16 protein-coding genes, 1 rRNA gene and 2 pseudogenes are annotated in these 17,186 nt (G+C 44.2%); 7 read left to right on the forward strand and 12 right to left on the reverse strand.

Translation table 11 applies throughout. The features are described 5' to 3' along the window. Positions 1–344 precede the first annotated feature (344 nt). Positions 345–1,107 (forward strand): annotated as a pseudogene (locus tag ACOCD9_RS19900) (methyltransferase domain-containing protein); the annotation flags it as partial. Beyond that, positions 1,098–1,712: pseudogene (locus ACOCD9_RS19905) on the forward strand (LarC family nickel insertion protein); the annotation flags it as partial. The pseudogenes ACOCD9_RS19900 and ACOCD9_RS19905, both read left to right, overlap by 10 nt. 40 nt (positions 1,713–1,752) lie before the next feature. On the opposite strand, the gene ACOCD9_RS19910 reads toward ACOCD9_RS19905, so the two are convergent. Further along, positions 1,753–2,205 carry a DUF29 domain-containing protein gene (locus tag ACOCD9_RS19910; RefSeq protein ID WP_287700196.1) on the reverse strand — a complete coding sequence of 151 codons (453 nt, stop codon included), beginning with the start codon at positions 2,203–2,205 and terminating at the stop codon, positions 1,753–1,755. Between the two features lie 214 nt (positions 2,206–2,419). Continuing rightward, positions 2,420–3,028, reverse strand: a complete 609-nt coding sequence (gene rpsD, locus ACOCD9_RS19915; RefSeq protein WP_002798058.1) for a 30S ribosomal protein S4 — start codon at positions 3,026–3,028, stop codon at positions 2,420–2,422. A gap of 344 nt (positions 3,029–3,372) precedes the next feature. On the opposite strand from rpsD, the gene ACOCD9_RS19920 reads away from it, so the two are divergent. After that, on the forward strand, positions 3,373–3,873 hold the full coding sequence (locus ACOCD9_RS19920; RefSeq protein ID WP_287700195.1) for a bifunctional nuclease family protein: 501 nt from the start codon (positions 3,373–3,375) through the stop codon (positions 3,871–3,873). Between the two features lie 252 nt (positions 3,874–4,125). On the opposite strand, the gene ACOCD9_RS19925 is transcribed toward ACOCD9_RS19920, so the two are convergent. From ACOCD9_RS19925 to ACOCD9_RS19935, 3 genes are all read right to left on the reverse strand, one after another. Next, on the reverse strand, positions 4,126–4,386 hold the full coding sequence (locus ACOCD9_RS19925) for a type II toxin-antitoxin system RelE family toxin (RefSeq protein WP_287700194.1): 261 nt from the start codon (positions 4,384–4,386) through the stop codon (positions 4,126–4,128). 170 nt (positions 4,387–4,556) lie between these two features. Continuing rightward, a complete protein-coding gene (locus ACOCD9_RS19930) occupies positions 4,557–5,771 on the reverse strand; it encodes an ABC transporter permease (protein WP_287700193.1) in 1,215 nt (404 codons plus the stop codon). Between the two features lie 117 nt (positions 5,772–5,888). After that, positions 5,889–7,463, reverse strand: a complete 1,575-nt coding sequence (locus ACOCD9_RS19935) for a glucose-6-phosphate isomerase (protein WP_419548264.1) — start codon at positions 7,461–7,463, stop codon at positions 5,889–5,891. Positions 7,464–7,662: 199 nt separating this feature from the next. Between ACOCD9_RS19935 and dusB the strand changes: the two genes are divergently transcribed. Continuing rightward, positions 7,663–8,670: a tRNA dihydrouridine synthase DusB gene (dusB, locus tag ACOCD9_RS19940; RefSeq protein ID WP_287700191.1), complete on the forward strand. Its 1,008-nt coding sequence runs from the start codon at positions 7,663–7,665 to the stop codon at positions 8,668–8,670. A 94-nt stretch (positions 8,671–8,764) separates the two neighbouring features. Here the strand turns inward: dusB and ACOCD9_RS19945 are convergent, their stop codons facing one another. The 4 genes from ACOCD9_RS19945 to ACOCD9_RS19960 all read right to left on the reverse strand — a co-directional run bounded on the left by ACOCD9_RS19945 (position 8,765) and on the right by ACOCD9_RS19960 (position 11,515). Beyond that, the gene (locus ACOCD9_RS19945) at positions 8,765–10,564 is read right to left on the reverse strand and encodes an AAA family ATPase (RefSeq protein WP_287700190.1); all 1,800 of its coding nucleotides are present in this window, start codon (positions 10,562–10,564) and stop codon (positions 8,765–8,767) included. A 195-nt stretch (positions 10,565–10,759) separates the two neighbouring features. Further along, positions 10,760–10,984 (reverse strand): type II toxin-antitoxin system HicA family toxin, encoded by a 225-nt coding sequence (locus ACOCD9_RS19950; protein ID WP_419548265.1) that lies wholly within the window; start codon positions 10,982–10,984, stop codon positions 10,760–10,762. Further along, a complete protein-coding gene (locus ACOCD9_RS19955; protein ID WP_287700188.1) occupies positions 10,981–11,184 on the reverse strand; it encodes a type II toxin-antitoxin system HicB family antitoxin in 204 nt (67 codons plus the stop codon). The genes ACOCD9_RS19950 and ACOCD9_RS19955 overlap by 4 nt, the downstream gene beginning before the upstream one ends. A 13-nt stretch (positions 11,185–11,197) precedes the next feature. Next, a complete protein-coding gene (locus ACOCD9_RS19960; protein ID WP_287700187.1) occupies positions 11,198–11,515 on the reverse strand; it encodes a helix-turn-helix domain-containing protein in 318 nt (105 codons plus the stop codon). Between the two features lie 564 nt (positions 11,516–12,079). Here ACOCD9_RS19960 and dprA point away from each other — a divergent pair. After that, the gene (dprA, locus tag ACOCD9_RS19965) at positions 12,080–13,228 is read left to right on the forward strand and encodes a DNA-processing protein DprA (RefSeq protein ID WP_287700186.1); all 1,149 of its coding nucleotides are present in this window, start codon (positions 12,080–12,082) and stop codon (positions 13,226–13,228) included. A 9-nt stretch (positions 13,229–13,237) separates the two neighbouring features. On the opposite strand, the gene trxA is transcribed toward dprA, so the two are convergent. Next, on the reverse strand, positions 13,238–13,570 hold the full coding sequence (gene trxA, locus ACOCD9_RS19970) for a thioredoxin (protein ID WP_194017377.1): 333 nt from the start codon (positions 13,568–13,570) through the stop codon (positions 13,238–13,240). Between the two features lie 376 nt (positions 13,571–13,946). Between trxA and ACOCD9_RS19975 the strand changes: the two genes are divergently transcribed. After that, positions 13,947–15,152: an acetate kinase gene (locus ACOCD9_RS19975; RefSeq protein ID WP_287700185.1), complete on the forward strand. Its 1,206-nt coding sequence runs from the start codon at positions 13,947–13,949 to the stop codon at positions 15,150–15,152. Positions 15,153–15,156: 4 nt separating this feature from the next. Here ACOCD9_RS19975 and ACOCD9_RS19980 read toward each other — a convergent pair whose 3' ends face one another. Beyond that, a complete protein-coding gene (locus tag ACOCD9_RS19980; RefSeq protein ID WP_419548267.1) occupies positions 15,157–15,708 on the reverse strand; it encodes an anti-sigma factor family protein in 552 nt (183 codons plus the stop codon). A gap of 113 nt (positions 15,709–15,821) precedes the next feature. After that, entirely contained in the window at positions 15,822–16,478 is a 657-nt protein-coding gene (locus ACOCD9_RS19985; protein ID WP_002759776.1) for a sigma-70 family RNA polymerase sigma factor, read from the reverse strand. A gap of 584 nt (positions 16,479–17,062) precedes the next feature. On the opposite strand from ACOCD9_RS19985, the gene ACOCD9_RS19990 reads away from it, so the two are divergent. After that, positions 17,063–17,186 (forward strand): 16S ribosomal RNA (locus ACOCD9_RS19990); the annotation flags it as partial.

A 17,186-nucleotide genomic window follows, 5' to 3' on the forward strand; every position in this document is an offset into this window, starting at 1 on the left:
CAGGGACAAACAGATAAAAGTTTAATACTACAGAAGTGATCTAAGTAGGTAGGCGTTAAAAGTTGTCAGATGCCCCCCTTATCAAGGGGGGATTAAGGGGGGATCCCCCCGCCTATCGGCACCCCCCTTATCAAGGGGGGCAGGGGGGATCGAACCTAAAATCCATTTTTAATTTAATTATAACCAGCTACTTAACTATTAAGATAACTGCTGTATTACCAGTCGCTTTCAACTGGGATAGTTAATTTCTGGCGAGGAACCAAAGTCACTCAACCGCAGAACCTCAAGGTTGTATAATCTTTAAGAGTTATTAAGCTTTGTATCAGTTTGCTCGGCAGCATTTAATGAATATACTTTTGCTGACATCATCTTTAGGTTTACTCCTAGCGATCGCTATCGTCGTCTATTTTGTTTCCTCTCGCAAGTACCAATCGTCGGACTCGGTGGCCAATTCCTACGACCAATGGACCGAGGACGGGATTTTAGAATATTATTGGGGCGAACACATCCATTTAGGTCACTACGGTTCCCCACCAGAAAAAAAAGACTTTCTAGCGGCAAAAGCCGACTTTGTGGCGGAAATGGTCTCTTGGGGAGGTTTGGATAAACTACCCACCGGTGCAACTCTCCTCGATGTCGGTTGTGGTATTGGTGGCAGCAGTCGCATTCTGGCCCGCGACTACGGATTTGCCGTTACCGGTGTCACCATTAGTCCCAAACAAGTGGCACGGGCCAAAGAACTAACACCCCCAGATGTAAATGCTCGCTTTTTGGTCGATGATGCCATAGCCCTTTCTTTTCCCGACGAGAGTTTTGATGTGGTCTGGTCAATTGAAGCCGGTCCCCATATGCCGGACAAAGCCGTTTTTGCTCAGGAATTACTGCGAGTTCTTAAGCCGGGGGGAGTCCTAGTGGTAGCGGACTGGAATCAGCGAGATGACCGTCAAAAACCGCTCAATTTTTGGGAAATTCCTGTAATGCGCCAACTTTTGGATCAGTGGTCCCACCCCGCTTTTGCCAGTATCGAAGGTTTTGCCGAACAGTTAGCGGCCACGGGATTGGTAGATGGGGAAGTGATGACTGCTGACTGGACAAAAGCCACGGGGGCAGCTATTGTGACAACTTTAGCTAAAAGTTTCGGTAAACCGCCGAAAATGCAGTTAGAAAAGGTCGGTTTAGGAGCAGGGACAAAAGATTTACCGATTCCCAATCTTGTCCGGCTTTGGTTAGGGAAAAAAGAATCAGAAAAGCTAGATGAAAGCGAAACCGTGGCAGTTTTAGAAACTCAAATTGATGACTTAAATCCGCAAGCGATCGCCTATTTAAGCGAGGCTTTATTACAAGCGGGGGCTTTGGATGTATTTAGTCAAGCAATTACTATGAAAAAATCTCGTTTGGGGATACTTTTGACAGTAATTTGTGGCTTGGATAAAATTGCTATTTGCGAAAATATGATCTTTCAGGAAACCACAACTTTAGGCATTAGAAGGACAATTCAATAGCGATCGATCTTAAAAAGAGAGATACAATCGATCGATACTGTCTATGGTAAAATTCGGCTAAAAGTTGCCTACAAAGAGTCAATTAATCAACCGATTACCGTACAACCAGAATACGAAGATTGTGCCGCTATTGCCCGTCAGCACCATCTACCTTGGCGATTTGTTCATCAAATGGCCTTGGCTATTTGGCAAGAAAAAAATCAGTCTTGACAGCAGGGCGATTTTCTCCTAAAACTGCTATATCCATTGTTCAAAAGCTATTTTCAGGAAAATAATCACAATTTAAAACCTGTTCTTGGGTAAAAGGACAATCAACCGGAAAAGTTTCTTTTGGTAAATTAGTTTCATTTACCGTCCCTCGCACTGCTTTTTGATAACATTCTGCGAAAATATCGGCTAAATAGGGTTTTAAGCTAGGACTATCCCTGAAAATAAGCTCTAATTGTTCTCTTTGTTCATCAATGGTATTTATCCAGCTATTAGTCCGTTTTTCTGGTTGATATTGCCATTTAAGTAAGTGCATCAAGAGAACTTTTAAACGACTGAATACCTCCCGTCTATTATTACGTCCCATATCGGATATTTCTTCGATTAAGTTATCTAAATCGAGGGCTGCTAAATTACCCTTTTTTAAGTGATTTACGGTTTGCTCAAGCCACAAGTTAAAATCTGTTTCATAAAGCTGAGATAATTGATTTTTCATGTTGATAATATCCCATTTAGAAGTGGGTGCTAACGCACCACTCTCTTAACTGTAACCGTTCAGGGGAGGTATCAGTAGGGGGAGCCGGTTGAGGTTCTGCCATTCGCAGTCGGATGTTAGCCAGCCCCATGTACAATCAAAAACACTAAATTTAACCAATAAAATAAGGACGCTGCCAATTGCGTCCTCAAGGTATCTGGAAAAGGCTTTTTTCCTAGACTTTCCGAGAGTAGTATTCCACTACTAACAGTTCATTAATCGAGAGGGCAATCCATTCTCTTTCCACAACGCCATTCACTTTGCCCACGAGGGTGTTTTTGTCAAATTCCAAATGACTCGGCAGGTTGGCTAAACCGGGGTATTCCATATTTCTTTTGACGAGATCCTGGGAACGCTCTTGATTTCTAACTCCAATCACATCACCCGGACGGCACTGATAACTGGCAATATCCACAACTCTACCGTTAACGGTGACGTGACCGTGATTGACTAATTGTCGCGCCCCCGGAATTGTCCCAGCCATACCGAGACGGAAAACGGTATTATCCAGACGCATTTCTAGGAGTTGCAGCAGTACCTGACCGGTGGAACCAGTAGCCCGGCGAGCTTTGCGGACATAGCGAATTAATTGTTTTTCGCTGACACCGTAGTTAAAACGCAGTTTTTGTTTTTCTTCTAGACGAATGGCATATTCTGAACGTTTTTTGCGGGCCTGGCCATGTTGCCCGGGTGCATAGGCACGACGGGCATTTTTACGGGTTAGGCCCGGTAATTCCCCTAAACGACGCACAACGCGCAAGCGCGGTCCTCTATAACGAGACATACAGACAGTCTGCTCCTATTTAAATTTATCCCAAAACTATTATCATAGCACAAATTAAGTAATTTAGTTGGGTGTGGGGAAGTGGGGTGTGGGGTATGGGGTGTGGGGTGTGGGGTGTGGGGAGTTTTCTCAGTGAACTGATAACTGATAACTGATAACTGATGACTGATAACTGATAACTGACTCCTGCCTCCTGATGGCAGGTGATGTATTTTTTTCATTAAAGATGAGGCTAATCTCCGCCATCTTAGGGCATACTGTGAGTGTAACGAAGCACTATATTATTCAGGTTGCTTTCCCACTCCTTCCCTAGCTGAATCTCTATCTTGGAGAAGCCATAAGCCATGATCGAAATGAAAGTCGCTGGAATTGCCCTAGACGCTATCACTCGCAGTCCCATTGTACTGCTGAAGGATGGTTCCGAGCGTCGCGCCCTACCTATCTACATCGGACAAGATCAGGCTAAGGCCATTATCACCGTCCTCGAACAACAAAAGTCCCCTCGTCCCCTTACCCACGATTTGATCGCTAATATTTTTAAAGCTTGGGACATGGATTTAGAAAAGATTATCATCCATTCTCTCCAGGATAATACTTTTTATGCTGTCCTCTGTCTCCAGCGCGGCGAAGTCAAAAAAGAAATCGATTGTCGTCCCAGTGATGCGATCGCTATTGCCCTGCGTACCAACAGTCCCATCTGGGTAATGGAAGAAGTGATCGCTTCTGCTTCTATTCCTGTTGATCGTGATGCGGATGAAGAGGAACGTCAAGCTTTTCGCAATTTCGTCTCCAATCTTAGCCCCTCAGACCTGATCCAACATCGCGGTGATTTTAGTGAGCAGTGATCTTGAAGCGGTCAGCCGTCAGCCGTCGGCTAGATAAAAATGATAATAACAGGGAAATTACGGAGGATTCAGGCTTAGTCTGGTAGATATTCTAAGTGGGAAGGCTTATCTAATCAGGAGTTGTCTGTGCCAGATGGATAAGCTGTACTGAATTTAAACTGCGTATTGAAATTTTTAGTACAAATGCTCAAACTGCCTCTCCCTGCTCCGCAGCTCTGGCGCTCCCTTGCAGTCTTAACGAGTATAGTCATTTCAAATAAGTGTGATACAGTCTAGACCGACAAAATCCTTAAAAACTCTGGGATTGATATTCTCAATTTTAATTGAAATGACTATAACTCTATAGTCACCGACTCGAAGCTTGAAAAGACCAGTCAAATTAGCACTGAAAGCTTGAGGACTAAAATTGGCAAAATTGTCCGACAACAGGCGAACTTTACCGAAAATTTGCTCTTGAATAATTGCAGGGAGTGCTGCTAAATCAGCGATTGCTTCGGCTGTAAATTCTACCAAGTTAGGATATTACCAATTTAAGCCTAGTTTTTAAGCTACTTCCTCGGCTGAAATCCCCCTTTCTCCCTTTTCAGTCCGTCTTAGAGAGTCAAGAAATTGCTGCTTAATTTCAAGTTTCACTTTTTTGTCTTGGTCAGACTCGAGTAGGATAGATTGGATAGTTTCGGCAACTATAATCTTCTCAAAGCAACGATTGGGTCTAATTTAGCGGCACGATGAGCGGGAACAACACCGAAAATTAGACCGATGGCACTAGAAACTCCTAAAGCGAGAATTATCGCAGGGATTGAGACACTGGTGGTTAAAGCGGCAAAAATTCCCGCTAGATACATTCCTTGAATGCCGACAAAAATCCCGATAATTCCGCCAGTGGTGGCTAAAATCACCGACTCAATGAGAAATTGACCTTTTATATCCCCTTCTTTGGCTCCTAAAGCCTTTCTTAACCCGATTTCTTGGGTTCTCTCCGTGACTGACACGAGCATAATATTCATGACACCGATTCCCCCGACAAAAAGGGAAATACTAGCGATCGAGGCTAACATTCTAGTTAAACTATCGTTAGTTTCTTTAGCCATTTCTAAGACTGCGGTTTGGGGGAAAACCTGCACATAATTCTCATCGCTGACCTGATGACGCATTTGCAGCAGGTTGCTAATCTGAAACTGAGCGGCTTTAATTTGGGCAGAGTTTTTGGCCAAGACAGAAATATGAGTCAGGGGAATGCCATAGATAGCTCTGCGGCCTTGAACCTGATTAGACATGGTAGTTAGGGGAATTAAGGCTCGATCGTCCTGATTAGCCTCAAATAAGGAGCCTTTCGCCTGTAAAACTCCAATAACTTGAAAACTAAGATTGCCGATGCGAAGATTTTCGCCGACGGGATTGCGATTACCAAAGAGATTTTTGGCTAATTCCGATCCCAAGACAATCACGCGATTATCCCGTTTCAGGTCAGATTCCATAATAAATCTACCTTTAGATAGTTGACGGTTACGCACGTTTAGGTACTCGGCTCCCACCCCAATCAGGGGGCTATTACTGGTTCTATTACCGAAGGATAGGATTTTTTTACCGCTCAATTCCGGAGAAATGGCGGCAATGGCGGGAACTTGAGATGCGATCGCTTGAGCATCTTCGTAGGTGAGGGGCCGGGGATTCGGAATTGTCCGCCGGACATTGCGCGAGGAGGTGGAAACAAATAAAACATTCGGTCCGAGGGCTTCAAACTGCTCGAGGGCGACTTTTTGCGCTCCTTCACCCACTCCCACTAGGGCAATGACGGAGGCGTTACCGATAGCAATTCCCAGCATAGTCAGACCACTACGCAGTTTATTGCCCATCAAAGCGGAAAAAGCCATTTTCAGGTTTTCGAGCATTTCCATGGTTGGTTACATTCAGTGATCAGTAAACAGGGATAAAGATAAAGATAACTAACTAACTAATTAACTTAAAACTTACATCTGATAACTGATAACTGATAACTGATAACTGATAACTGATTAGCGGGCAGAGATTTGGATTGTTTCCGGTTTGCTTAAATCGCCAGTAATAGTTAAACTGCGCTGATTAGCGTGGAGATGACGGACGATTTTATAGATAGGTTCAACTTGGTCACTAGCGCCGATTTTGGCCGCTAGTGTGGTTAGGTCGAGAGAAGTTCCCGTTTCCCGGACAACTTGCACGATTTTTCTTTGTAAATCCAGAATAGAAGCGGCGGCTTTTTTCCCTGCTTCTACCCCGGGTTGATGGTAGGCGTTAATGTTAACTAAACTAGCATAGAAACTAACGGCCCTTTCGTAGAGCGCGATTAAGGCCCCTACCTGACGGGGAGTGACCTCTGGGATCGTGATAGTGATAGAGTGACGACTATTTTCGTATAAAGCTTGTCGAGTACCTTGCAGTAATCCTGAGAGGAAATCGCCAGCAGTGGAGCCGGTTTCCACTTCGATGGAATCTCCTTGTCGGTCTTTTAACACTTCAATAAAAGTGGCGAAGAAATTGGGAATCCCTTCGCGTAATTGTTGGACGTAGGCGTGTTGGTCCGTGGAACCTTTGTTACCATAGACGGCGATACCCTGGTACACCTTATTGCCATCGAGGTCTTTTTCTTTACCGAGGGACTCCATGACCAATTGTTGCAGATAGCGGCTAAAGAGATAGAGACTGTCTTTGTAGGGCAGAATCACCATATCTTTCTCTCCCTTGCCGTTGCCCTCATGATACCAAGCTAGAGCAAGTAGGGCGCTAGGATTTTTTTTCAGGTTATGGACGCGGGTGGCGATGTCCATTTCTTTGGCCCCGGCTAACATTTCATCAATGTCGATACCCTGCAAAGCGGCCGGGAGAAGACCGACGGCAGATAGTTCTGATGTACGACCACCGACCCAATCCTGCATGGGGAAACGAGTTAGCCAATCTTGGGCGTATTTGTCCAGTTGGCTACCAGGCATAGTGACGGCGACTGCGTGTGGCGGAAAGTCTAAATCTTGTTTTTCGTAAGCGTTGCGGACTTCTAACATTCCGTTTCTCGCTTCGGGAGTGCCGCCAGATTTACTGGTGACGATAACCAGGGTGGTAGCTAGGGGTAAATGGGCTAGGGTGCGATCGATGCCTTTGGGGTCGGTATTATCAATAAAGGCAATCTCTAAGGGGGGATTAAGGGGGGATAGAGCCGAACCGACGAATTGGGGACCCAAAGCAGACCCCCCGATGCCTACACAGAGAATATGGGTGAATTTTGACCGATTGGGTGGCTTAATCGCTCCGGAGTGAATTTTCTTGACAAATTCTTTGATCTGTGCTAGGGGTTCGGTGATTTCGGCCCGCAATTCCTGGTTAGGAGCGAGTTCAGGAGCGCGCAGCCAGTAGTGGCCGACCATACGCTGTTCGTCGGGATTGGCGATCGCACCCTGTTCTAAAGCTGCCATATCTTGGAAAGCACGCTCGAATTTTGCTTCTAGACCTTTGAGAAAAGCCTCATCGAAGGGAATCCGACTGACATCGAGATAAAGTTCTAGGTTAGGGTGATAGTATAACCAATCTTGGTAACGTTGCCAGAGTTGCAGATTATCCATAAAAAAAAGCGAAATTTTTGTTTAATTACTCGTTTAGGGGAGATAGGATTCTATCCTCTCCAATCATCATACAGGTAGTTTTAGACTAGAAGATGACGGTTAAGCATATATTAGGGGTTGGCAAAATACTAACAGTGACGGAACTATCCCCTAATTGTTCGGTTTGCTGGTTTTGGCTGTTGATTTTTTAACTGGTTCTATGGCTATCTACTCATCCCCTCTCAAAATCGGTAACTTAGAAGTGCATAGCCGCGTCTTGCAATCACCTTTATCCGGTGTCACCGATTTAGTGTTTCGGCGCTTGGTGAGACGCTTTGCTCCTGATTCGATGCTCTATACCGAGATGGTCAACGCGACAGAAATCTCCCAGCTGCAAGAGTTACCGCAATTGATGGTTATCGGGGACAAAGAACAACCAATTAGTATGCAGTTATTTGATTGCCGTCCCGATTTTATGGCTGTGGCGGCGAAAAAAGCGGTTAAAGAAGGAGCGATGACCATCGATATTAATATGGGTTGTCCTGTTAATAAAATTACTAAAAAAGGCGGCGGTTCTTCGCTTTTACGACAGCCAGAAATTGCCGAGCAAATTGTTAGGGAAGTGATGGGAGCGGTATCGGTGCCAGTAACGGTGAAAACTCGCTTGGGATGGAACGCTCAGGAGATTAATATTATCGATTTTGCCCGTCGTTTAGAAGATGCGGGAGCGCAAATGTTGACCCTGCACGCACGCACTAGGGAACAGGGTTATCACGGGCCGGCCGATTGGCAATGGATTAAACGGGTGAAGGAGGTTTTATCGATTCCTGTCATTGCTAATGGTGATATTGTTTCTGTGGAAGCGGCGATTAATTGTTTGGAATTTACCCGGGCCGATGGGGTGATGTGTTCGCGGGGAACCCTCGGTTATCCCTATTTGGTGGGGGAAATCGATTATTACCTCAAAACAGGCAAAAAGTTGCCGAAACCCACCTCTATTGACCTGTTAAGCCTAGCTAAAGAGCATTTACAGGGGCTATGGCTATACAAGGGACAACGCGGTATTTGGCAAGCGCGGAAACATCTGGCTTGGTATTGTCAGGATTTTACCGGTGCGGCGGTTTGGCGCGATCGTTTTTCGCGGATCGAATCCCTGGGGGAAGGCTGTGATTTAATTGATAGAGCTATTGCCCAATTAAACCTTGAAAACGAGAATATTTACAGATAACGATCGCACTCACAGGACGCAAACAACCTTTGCACCTTAACAATAAATTGGAATCGTTCCGGTACAGTAAGTTTGTGGGCTAGTCTGCATTTCATTAGTGAGTGCTATTAACGCTGTCAGCTTGGATATCTGAAAATTGATCACCTTGCTGATTACTTAGCCCAATAATATCTTCAATTAAAGTAAATACGGATTCAAACTGATCGAAGTCTTTCTTAGTACCATTGGTACATAACCATTCACAAAGATTCCGCTTCTCAGACTTATTGATCTCACAAATCTCTGGCTGAATCTCAGGTTTTCCACGAACAGTCTTTTTCACCTCTGGAGTTACATCGAAAAACTGGGGACGCAATTCCCGAAGGTTATTAATTGTGCTTGCTGGAATTAAGTTTTCAATTCCTTTTGAAATTGGGCTGTTAGAAACTGTAGGAATAACACGCTTTTTAACCATCTGCTTGTCAGAGTTCTCTTTTTTTGTGTCGCAATCGTAGATCAAGCCAACAATTTTTGGTAAAGCTATCATCAACCTGTTATTAGTGTAACTTTTCCAAATATTATCCAGACCTCCAAATCCGCCAGCATCATATAACTCAATTTGGTTTAGTATTAATTTTTTATCAAGAAGTGAAGCAGCTTTATGCAAATATTGGATATCATAATCACCCTCAACAAAGATAACTGGTTTTTGGGCTTTTTCTACCTCAGATTTAATTTTTTCTCTAAAGATATTTGATTCTTTATAAGAATCAAAAGCAGATTGAAATTCCTCAAATTCTTCAACACCAATCTTCACCCCTGCTGGAAGAGACAAAATTTCAAATCCAGTATCGCCAAATTGTGTTTTCATTCCCAACAAAAATAATGGTGAGTGAGTGGTGAGAATAAACTGAACTTTCGGGAATAGTTGAATAACTGCCGGTAAGAGATTGCACTGTAAATCGGCGTGTAAATGTGCATCAACCTCATCAATAATAACTACTCCACTCACATCTTCTAATTTTTCAAAGGATGCACCGGACATATCAAAGTCACGCAGAATCGATAAGACAATATTGAGAATTGAAGTTTGACCTGTTGAAAGCTGAAAAATATTAGGGATGAATACCGTCTCATTCTTCATAATAGATACTGTGCGATTCTGCCGAGGTCCAATTCCCAAACGAACATTCTCATCAGTTCTAAAAATCAGTTGAATAAGCTTTGTGATAGCATTCCAAATGTTGTTAGCTGTTCCCAGGTATCTTGCTTGAAGTAGATCTAAAGCGATGTCAAGAAGCCAATTTTTAGATACAGTGAGTGGTGATTGCTGAATGATCTGGCGGTTTGAAACTCTATTTATTCTTGTACGTTCGATGAATTCTGCCGTCGCTTTAAGATTTTGAGCATTTAACCAGGCTGGTTGTTCAAAACGATTTGCTGGAAAGTATAAGACGCAGTTGTTCTGAAATTGTTTTGAGACCTCTACTGGATTATTAATGAGATTTGCCTTGAACATTGATGCTTCATGTAAAGGAATCTCTTCAAACAAACTGTCAATTTCTGGATCACCGAAGTTTTTTACATAATCTTCTCTTGAGTGAGCAAGCTGCAACTCATAGCAACTAAAATCAGTGCCAAAGTTCACCCTCGCATAATAGTACGTCGATCCATTTCTTATGTATTGAGGACTGCGAAGTTTATAAACTTTACCTTCTTCCACTTCCGCATCATCAAAAGCAATCTGCTGTGCATTCATTAGAGCATTCAACAAGTAGGAAAGAAAAATACTCTTCCCAGAGCCGTTTGTGCCGACTAAGATAAGCGGTTTAGGGTTATCATTGCTGAAGGAAAAGTCGTAGTTGATTTTTTCAATTAATCCGATGTTTCTCAGAGTAATGTGCTTAAAGTACATAAAACCAGTTAGATTTACTAGAGCCAAAAAAGTCGTTTACTGAATTTGTCACTAACTAACAGTTTATTTTATGTCTCTGAAGATTGTCCACCTAACGGTTGAACTGACCAGCTATCATCAACCTTGAATGATATTATTAGTCTAACTCTCGGTACGGTGCAGTGATTGGTTAGACAGATGGACTTTAAATGAAGTTTATGGAGATTTACACTCTCTCTCTGGGATCATGGCTGTAATCATGATGTTACGCAATGTTCCAGCAGGTAAATCTCTCCCTTGATGGTAAGGTACGATAACTTGAGTATCTTGATCCCTGCCACGCCATTTTCTATGACTACCCTTCTGAGAGATCAGTTCAAAGTTATACTTGCGTAATATGCGCTCAACCTCGTCAGCATTCATTCTCCTGAGTCGAGTCATCCCACCATCACCTCACGGATTACTGCTCCGGGTAGAAGGTCGATAGCATCAGGTTGTAAATAAAGCTCGATCGCTTCGCGTATATTATTGAGAGCTTCCTCTTGTGTAATACCGACAGATGTGCATCCGGGCAGTTCCGGACACCAAATTGCCCATTCGTTTGTATCGGGATCGGGTTCAAGTATCACTCGCCATTTCATAGGGACTAAATCCTTAGAGAACTACCCAAGATGATAACAGATGGACTTCTTCTTGGCAGTTCTTTATTTGTTCTAACAAACTTGGCGGTAACTCTCCTTCAAAAAGTTTTTGCCAATAGGTAAAGATATTATGAGCCGTTGATTCACTCACTTGAAACATTAGTCCTAAGATTTGAAAGCTTAGATGATGTCTTAAATAAACCAACATTAGAACAATTTGTTCCTCTTCTGATAATTTAGGAGGTGTTCCGCTTCCTGGTTGATTAATCCTAATTTTGGTTTTTTCGATTTCTGATTGGTTTTTCCGATGTATAAGTTTCCCAAGTGCCATCAGTTGTTCTAGTTTTTGGTAGTCAATTCCTAATAGTCTTTTAGTGTGTTTCGGATATTTGTGAATGTATTCCCAAGTGTAGTTTTTTATGGCTTTTTTTGAATCACTATTTGTTTTATTACATCCTATTATTGTGATTTAATTAAATTAGGTCTAGGTCTATTTTGGGAGCTACTACTTGCCAGTATTATCTGTTGTCATGAGAGTTTTTCTTATTTTCTTTGTCCTTGTTTTTTAGTACGGAATGTGGGTTATACTTATAGCGTAGCTAATTTGCATGAGTAGGCTTCGGCCGTGAGACTTCGGACGTTCGGCGAGCTCAGTCGAGCGGACGGTGAGGCTTCGACGGTGAGCTCAGCCGAACCGCCTGTCGAACCGCCGCGTGAGCTTTTGTCGAACGCTCAGTAGTTCGACAAGAGTTCGGCGAGGCTCACTCGAGCCGCTCACTAACACGAACGCTCAGCCGAACGGTCTTCACCCGACATTTAAAATAAATTAAGGTCATCTGGCCGCAGTCGGTTTTAACCGACTGAAAATATTACCTGGTCTGAGGAGCTTTTTAAATTGACAGACGATCGCGTTTATTGGTTAGCATGGTCAAGTATTGCTGGAGTTGGGCCAATTTCCCTAAAGCGACTCTATCAGCATTTTGGCAGTGTCGCTGTGGCCTGGAATGCCACCGATACTGCGATCGCAGAAGGGGCGGGATTTGGCAAAAAGTTAATGGTAGCGGTACGGGAAGGGCGATCGCAAATTGACCCAGAAGCTCTTTTCGCCGAACATATCCAGAAAAATCCCCTTTTTTGGACTCCTAGCGACCCAGAATATCCCCGCTTTCTCCGGGAAATTCCCAGTCCTCCCCCCTTACTTTACTATCAAGGAAAGGTCAATTTAGAGGAAAATCAGGGAAATATCCCCACCGTCGCCATTGTGGGTACTCGTAACCCCACGGATCACGGCAGGCGCTGGGCGCGGCGCTTAAGTACCCTTTTGGCCCAACAGGGATTTACTATTGTTTCTGGTATGGCCGAAGGAATTGATGGAGAGGCGCACCAAAGCTGTTTAAAAGCAGGGGGAAGAACGATTGCCGTCTTGGGAACGGGGGTCGATGTGGTTTATCCTAGTCGTCATCGGCAGCTACACGCGGACATCCAAAAGCAGGGTTTAGTCATTAGTGAACATCCCGCCGCAACTCAACCGAATAAAGCCCATTTTCCCAGTCGTAATCGCATTATCGCCGGTTTAAGTCGCGCGACTATTGTTATCGAGGCCCCCGAAAGGTCTGGCTCCCTGATTACGGCCAGTTATGCTAACGAATTTGGCGGCGATATCTATGCTTTACCCAATTCTCCCGATATTGCTGCCGCTAGGGGTTGTTTACAACTGATTCATCAGGGAGCGGAAATTATCGTTTCTGAGGAGAAATTATTAGAAATGTTGGGGGCAATTCCCACCGCGAACCAATCCGCACCGGTTAATCTCTCCCCTTCACTCCCTCTAGAGACATCCCCAGTCGTTAATGCTGCTCCTCCAGTCAATCTAGAACCTAGACTAGCACAAGTGTATCAGTTATTTGACAGAGATGCCCTGTTGTTTGACATTATCGTTGAAAAAATGCAAATCCCCACCTCAGAAGTGGCGGGGATCTTATTGGAATTAGAATTAATCGGTTTAGTGACTCAGTTACCCGGTATGCGTTACCAGAAAACCTAGTCAACTCCTCTACAGGTGTTTATCTATGGTGGTAGCTAAAGTGGTTTTCGGTACAGCCCCGACCACCGTATCAACTTTTTGACCTTCTTTGAAGATCATCAGAGTAGGAATACTGCGAATCCCGTACTGACTAGCGATAATGGGGTTTTCGTCGGTGTTGAGTTTCACCACCTTGACTTGCCCTTCGAACTGTTTGGCAATTTCTTCGACAACGGGAGCCACCATTCGACAGGGGCCGCACCAAGGAGCCCAGAAATCCACTAGGACAAGGTCGGCACTATCTAAAACTTCATCTTTAAAGGTGGCATCTGTAACGGCAGTAACGGCAGTAACCTCTGACATACTTAAGAAATCCTCTAGTAATCACGGTTATCTAGAATACACAAAAATTTCATTCTAGAGATTCGTGGTGCGATGTTGACATTCCACTGGTGAAAAGGACGAGAACTAGCTCTAAATCCACTATAGAGGCCTTAACTTGCATCAGAGGTAGCTTCTTGGATTAATTTCACAAGGGGTATTCTTCTATTTTATAACCCTAGAGGCTCTATTTTGACTTTTTTTTGATAAAGTTTTGTAATATTGCCCGAGTCAAGGATGGGTGATGGCAGCCAGATAAAATTTTCTGGAAGAAAAACCCGAAAAGTCAGCGATTTTATCTAGGCTTAACCTGAGTTTGATTATGATCAGCACAAGCCCCTCCTAATTGAGCTTTTTTATGAAAATTCTGGTCTTAAATGCGGGATCGAGCAGTCAAAAAAGTTGTTTGTACGATTTAGAGTTTCTCCCTGGCCATCCTCCGCAACCAATTTGGCAAGCGGGGATCGATTGGACAGTTAACCCTGATTACGCGGTTTTAACGGTAAAAGCTCAGGGAATTAAACAGGAAATTAATCTTTCTAGTCAGGATCGTCCGGCAGGAATTGCTCGGATGTTAGATACCTTAGTCACTGGCGAAACTAAGGTAGTAGCCAACCTCGCCGACATTAGTATAGTCGGTCATCGAGTTGTCCATGGTGGCACGGAATATTCCCAGGCTACCATGATCACTCCCCAGGTCAAAAAAACGATTAAAAAGCTGATTTCCCTGGCTCCTAGCCATAATCCCGCTCATTTAGAAGGAATTGAGGCAATCGAGCAAGTTTTGGGCGATGTTCCTCAAGTAGCAGTGTTTGACACCGCTTTTCATCGTTCTATCCCTCCTGAGTCTTCTCTTTATCCCATTCCCTACCAATGGAGTGAACTGGGAATCCGTCGCTATGGTTTTCATGGCACCAGTCATCAGTACTGCTCCCAACGGGCCGCCGAATTGTTGGGAAAACCCCTAGAATCCTTGAAAATGGTGATCTGTCATCTGGGAAATGGTGCTTCCCTATCGGCAGTCAAGGGGGGTAAAAGTATCGATACTACTATGGGGTTTACTCCCCTAGAGGGATTGATGATGGGAACCCGCAGCGGTTCGATCGATCCAGGGATTCTGATTTATCTAGAGCGAGAATATCAATACAATCCCGATAGTTTAAATGGCTTACTCAATAAAGAATCTGGTTTAAAGGGAATTTCGGGTATTTCTGGGGATATGCGGGCAATTACCACGGCGATAGACGAAGGCAACGAGAGGGCAAAATTAGCATTTGAAATGTATATTCATCGTCTGAAAAGTTTAATCGGATCGATGATCGCTTCTCTGGAGGGGTTGGATGTGTTGGTATTTACGGCAGGAATCGGCGAAAATTCAGCTTTAGTACGGGAAAAAGCCAGTCAAGGCTGGTCTTTTTTGGGTTTAGAGTTAGATTTAGCTAAAAATGCCGCTCGTCCCCGGGATGAGGATATCGCCACCGAGACATCTAAAGTGCGAGTGATGGTAATTGCTACGGCGGAAGATTGGGCGATCGCACGAGAATGCTGGCATTTATCCCCATAGATCCTTACCTTTGGCCATTCTCTTTTGGCTTTTCCGCTGCGGGAATCTCCATAATTGGATGGTTGAGAGCAATCATCAAATGGTCTCCCTCTTGGCTAATACTGCCCGGACTGCTCGCCATTTGGGAGAGGGGATCATTGCGTTCGGAGACGAAGTAGGAGCCAATAGCGATCACCATGGCGGTGAAAATTGCGCCACCATAAACATAATATTGCCGACGACGCTGACCATCGACTTTTCTGAACACCTGTTCTGCCAATCGGTCGCTGGCAATAGTAACCGGTGCGGGAATCTGCCTTAAATTAGTTTGTAATCCCAAGAGCTGCCGATAGAGTTTTTTAGCGGCAGCATCATGGTCTAACCAATGCTGAACTAGCTTCCTTTCCTCTACCGTTACTTCGTTATCAATATAGGCGCTAATTAAATCAAAACGATCAGCTTCTTCGTTATCCTCATCTAAGAACAAAATATCCTCGGTTGCGGAGTTGCAATCGCTGTCATCGTGACGTAACAAAGACTTGATCCATTGAACGTCTTCGGGTTGATAATTATTCATGGTTGACCTCGACCAGAAGCGATCGGTATGCAATCACTTTTCACCAGCACGGAGCTAGTTAAATTTAACGACTCCTCACTTCGGCCGTTAGTGCCGAATCACCACAATATTCTTTAGCCTTCTGTAAAATAGGGCTGTAAAACAGATTGTAATTTAGCGCGAGCGCGAGCAATGCGAGATTTAACAGTTCCTAAAGAAACTCCCGTCATCTCGGCAATTTCTTCGTAGGCCATCCCTTCAATTTCCCGGAGAATAATAGTTGTCCGAAAAGCTTCTGGTAAATCAGCGATCGCCGCTTGTAATTGATCGTAGAATTCGTGGGTGGTGAGATGTTCATCGGGACTGGGGTAATCGGACTCGATATCCCAATCGATTTCGCCATCTTCCACGCGTCGGGGAGCATCGAGAGAAATGGGGTGATTAACCCGCTTGCGTTTCCGCAATTCGTCGTAAAAAAGATTAGTAGCAATGCGACTTAACCAACCGCGGAACTTGAGGGGTTCATGGAGACGGTTAATATTGCGATAGACGCGAATCCAGACCTCTTGAGCCAAATCAGCGCGATCTTGCCAATCGGGAGCCAAATGATAGAGTAATTTATCAATATGAGCTTGATAGCGCCGCAGCAGTTCCGCAAAAGCTGCTCGATCGGGCTGGCACCCTTCCTGACAGCGTGCAATTAGATCGTAGTTGGAGAGTTTGTCAGGGGACACGGGGTTTTGAGACTTTTTGGCCTCAAGTGACCAAGATGCTGGAATCGATTGACTCATGGGATTTCCTCTAGGGATATAAACTCCTCACTCAGAGCTTGAGGACGGGAGAATTCAGTAAAGGTTCCCGAAAATAAATAATTTTTTTCCCATATTTTGATTCTAACCGATCGAACCGAGTTGCTGGACTGGGATTTGAGCGGGGCATTCAATCTCGTTCGACCACGGGGCTGAAAACCTTACTAAGCAGTTATTTCAGCTACTGCATCCCTATTTGATGCCTAAACAGTTCCCACCTATGAGAAACGCTATCACCGCCATCAAGAGCTAATTAGAACAAAATTACTAGATAAAAACAGCCCACCAGAAAAAGGGTAAATAGCTGAAAGGCTTACGTAGCAAGGGATAGAAAAAAGATCAAAAAATTTTGCCAAAAGGGGTTGACAAACTAGGGGAAGTTAGATACATTGGTAAATGCGCGGTTGAAGCAAAGCGAAAGCGAAGCGAAACAAACGACGCTGGAACCTAGACAAAACAATAGTTTGAAAGCCAAGTAAAACAGCCTCGTTTAGAAGCAATTCTATAACAAAGAAGTCAAACCCGCAAGGGGGAGACGAAAAAAAAGTCAAAGAATCAAACGATTCATCATGGAGAGTTTGATCCTGGCTCAGGATGAACGCTGGCGGCGTGCCTAACACATGCAAGTCGAACGGGAATCTTCGGATTCCAGTGGCGGACGGGTGAGTAACGCGTAAGAATCTAACTTCA

It is taken from the genome of Microcystis sp., assembly GCF_048564745.1.
Taxonomy (GTDB): domain Bacteria; phylum Cyanobacteriota; class Cyanobacteriia; order Cyanobacteriales; family Microcystaceae; genus Microcystis; species Microcystis ichthyoblabe_A.

What these genes read in the sequence shown, in the direction of transcription:
- ACOCD9_RS19950 (WP_419548265.1), bottom strand. Translation starts at nt 10,984, where the DNA reads ATGACTCGACTCAGGAGAATGAATGCTGACGAGGTTGAGCGCATATTA.
- ACOCD9_RS19980 (WP_419548267.1), bottom strand. Translation starts at nt 15,708, where the DNA reads ATGAATAATTATCAACCCGAAGACGTTCAATGGATCAAGTCTTTGTTA.
- ACOCD9_RS19975 (WP_287700185.1), top strand. Translation starts at nt 13,947, where the DNA reads ATGAAAATTCTGGTCTTAAATGCGGGATCGAGCAGTCAAAAAAGTTGT.
- ACOCD9_RS19960 (WP_287700187.1), bottom strand. Translation starts at nt 11,515, where the DNA reads ATGGCACTTGGGAAACTTATACATCGGAAAAACCAATCAGAAATCGAA.
- ACOCD9_RS19985 (WP_002759776.1), bottom strand. Translation starts at nt 16,478, where the DNA reads ATGAGTCAATCGATTCCAGCATCTTGGTCACTTGAGGCCAAAAAGTCT.
- rpsD (WP_002798058.1), bottom strand. Translation starts at nt 3,028, where the DNA reads ATGTCTCGTTATAGAGGACCGCGCTTGCGCGTTGTGCGTCGTTTAGGG.
- dusB (WP_287700191.1), top strand. Translation starts at nt 7,663, where the DNA reads ATGGCTATCTACTCATCCCCTCTCAAAATCGGTAACTTAGAAGTGCAT.
- ACOCD9_RS19910 (WP_287700196.1), bottom strand. Translation starts at nt 2,205, where the DNA reads ATGAAAAATCAATTATCTCAGCTTTATGAAACAGATTTTAACTTGTGG.
- ACOCD9_RS19930 (WP_287700193.1), bottom strand. Translation starts at nt 5,771, where the DNA reads ATGGAAATGCTCGAAAACCTGAAAATGGCTTTTTCCGCTTTGATGGGC.
- ACOCD9_RS19935 (WP_419548264.1), bottom strand. Translation starts at nt 7,463, where the DNA reads ATGGATAATCTGCAACTCTGGCAACGTTACCAAGATTGGTTATACTAT.
- trxA (WP_194017377.1), bottom strand. Translation starts at nt 13,570, where the DNA reads ATGTCAGAGGTTACTGCCGTTACTGCCGTTACAGATGCCACCTTTAAA.
- ACOCD9_RS19955 (WP_287700188.1), bottom strand. Translation starts at nt 11,184, where the DNA reads ATGAAATGGCGAGTGATACTTGAACCCGATCCCGATACAAACGAATGG.
- ACOCD9_RS19920 (WP_287700195.1), top strand. Translation starts at nt 3,373, where the DNA reads ATGATCGAAATGAAAGTCGCTGGAATTGCCCTAGACGCTATCACTCGC.
- ACOCD9_RS19945 (WP_287700190.1), bottom strand. Translation starts at nt 10,564, where the DNA reads ATGTACTTTAAGCACATTACTCTGAGAAACATCGGATTAATTGAAAAA.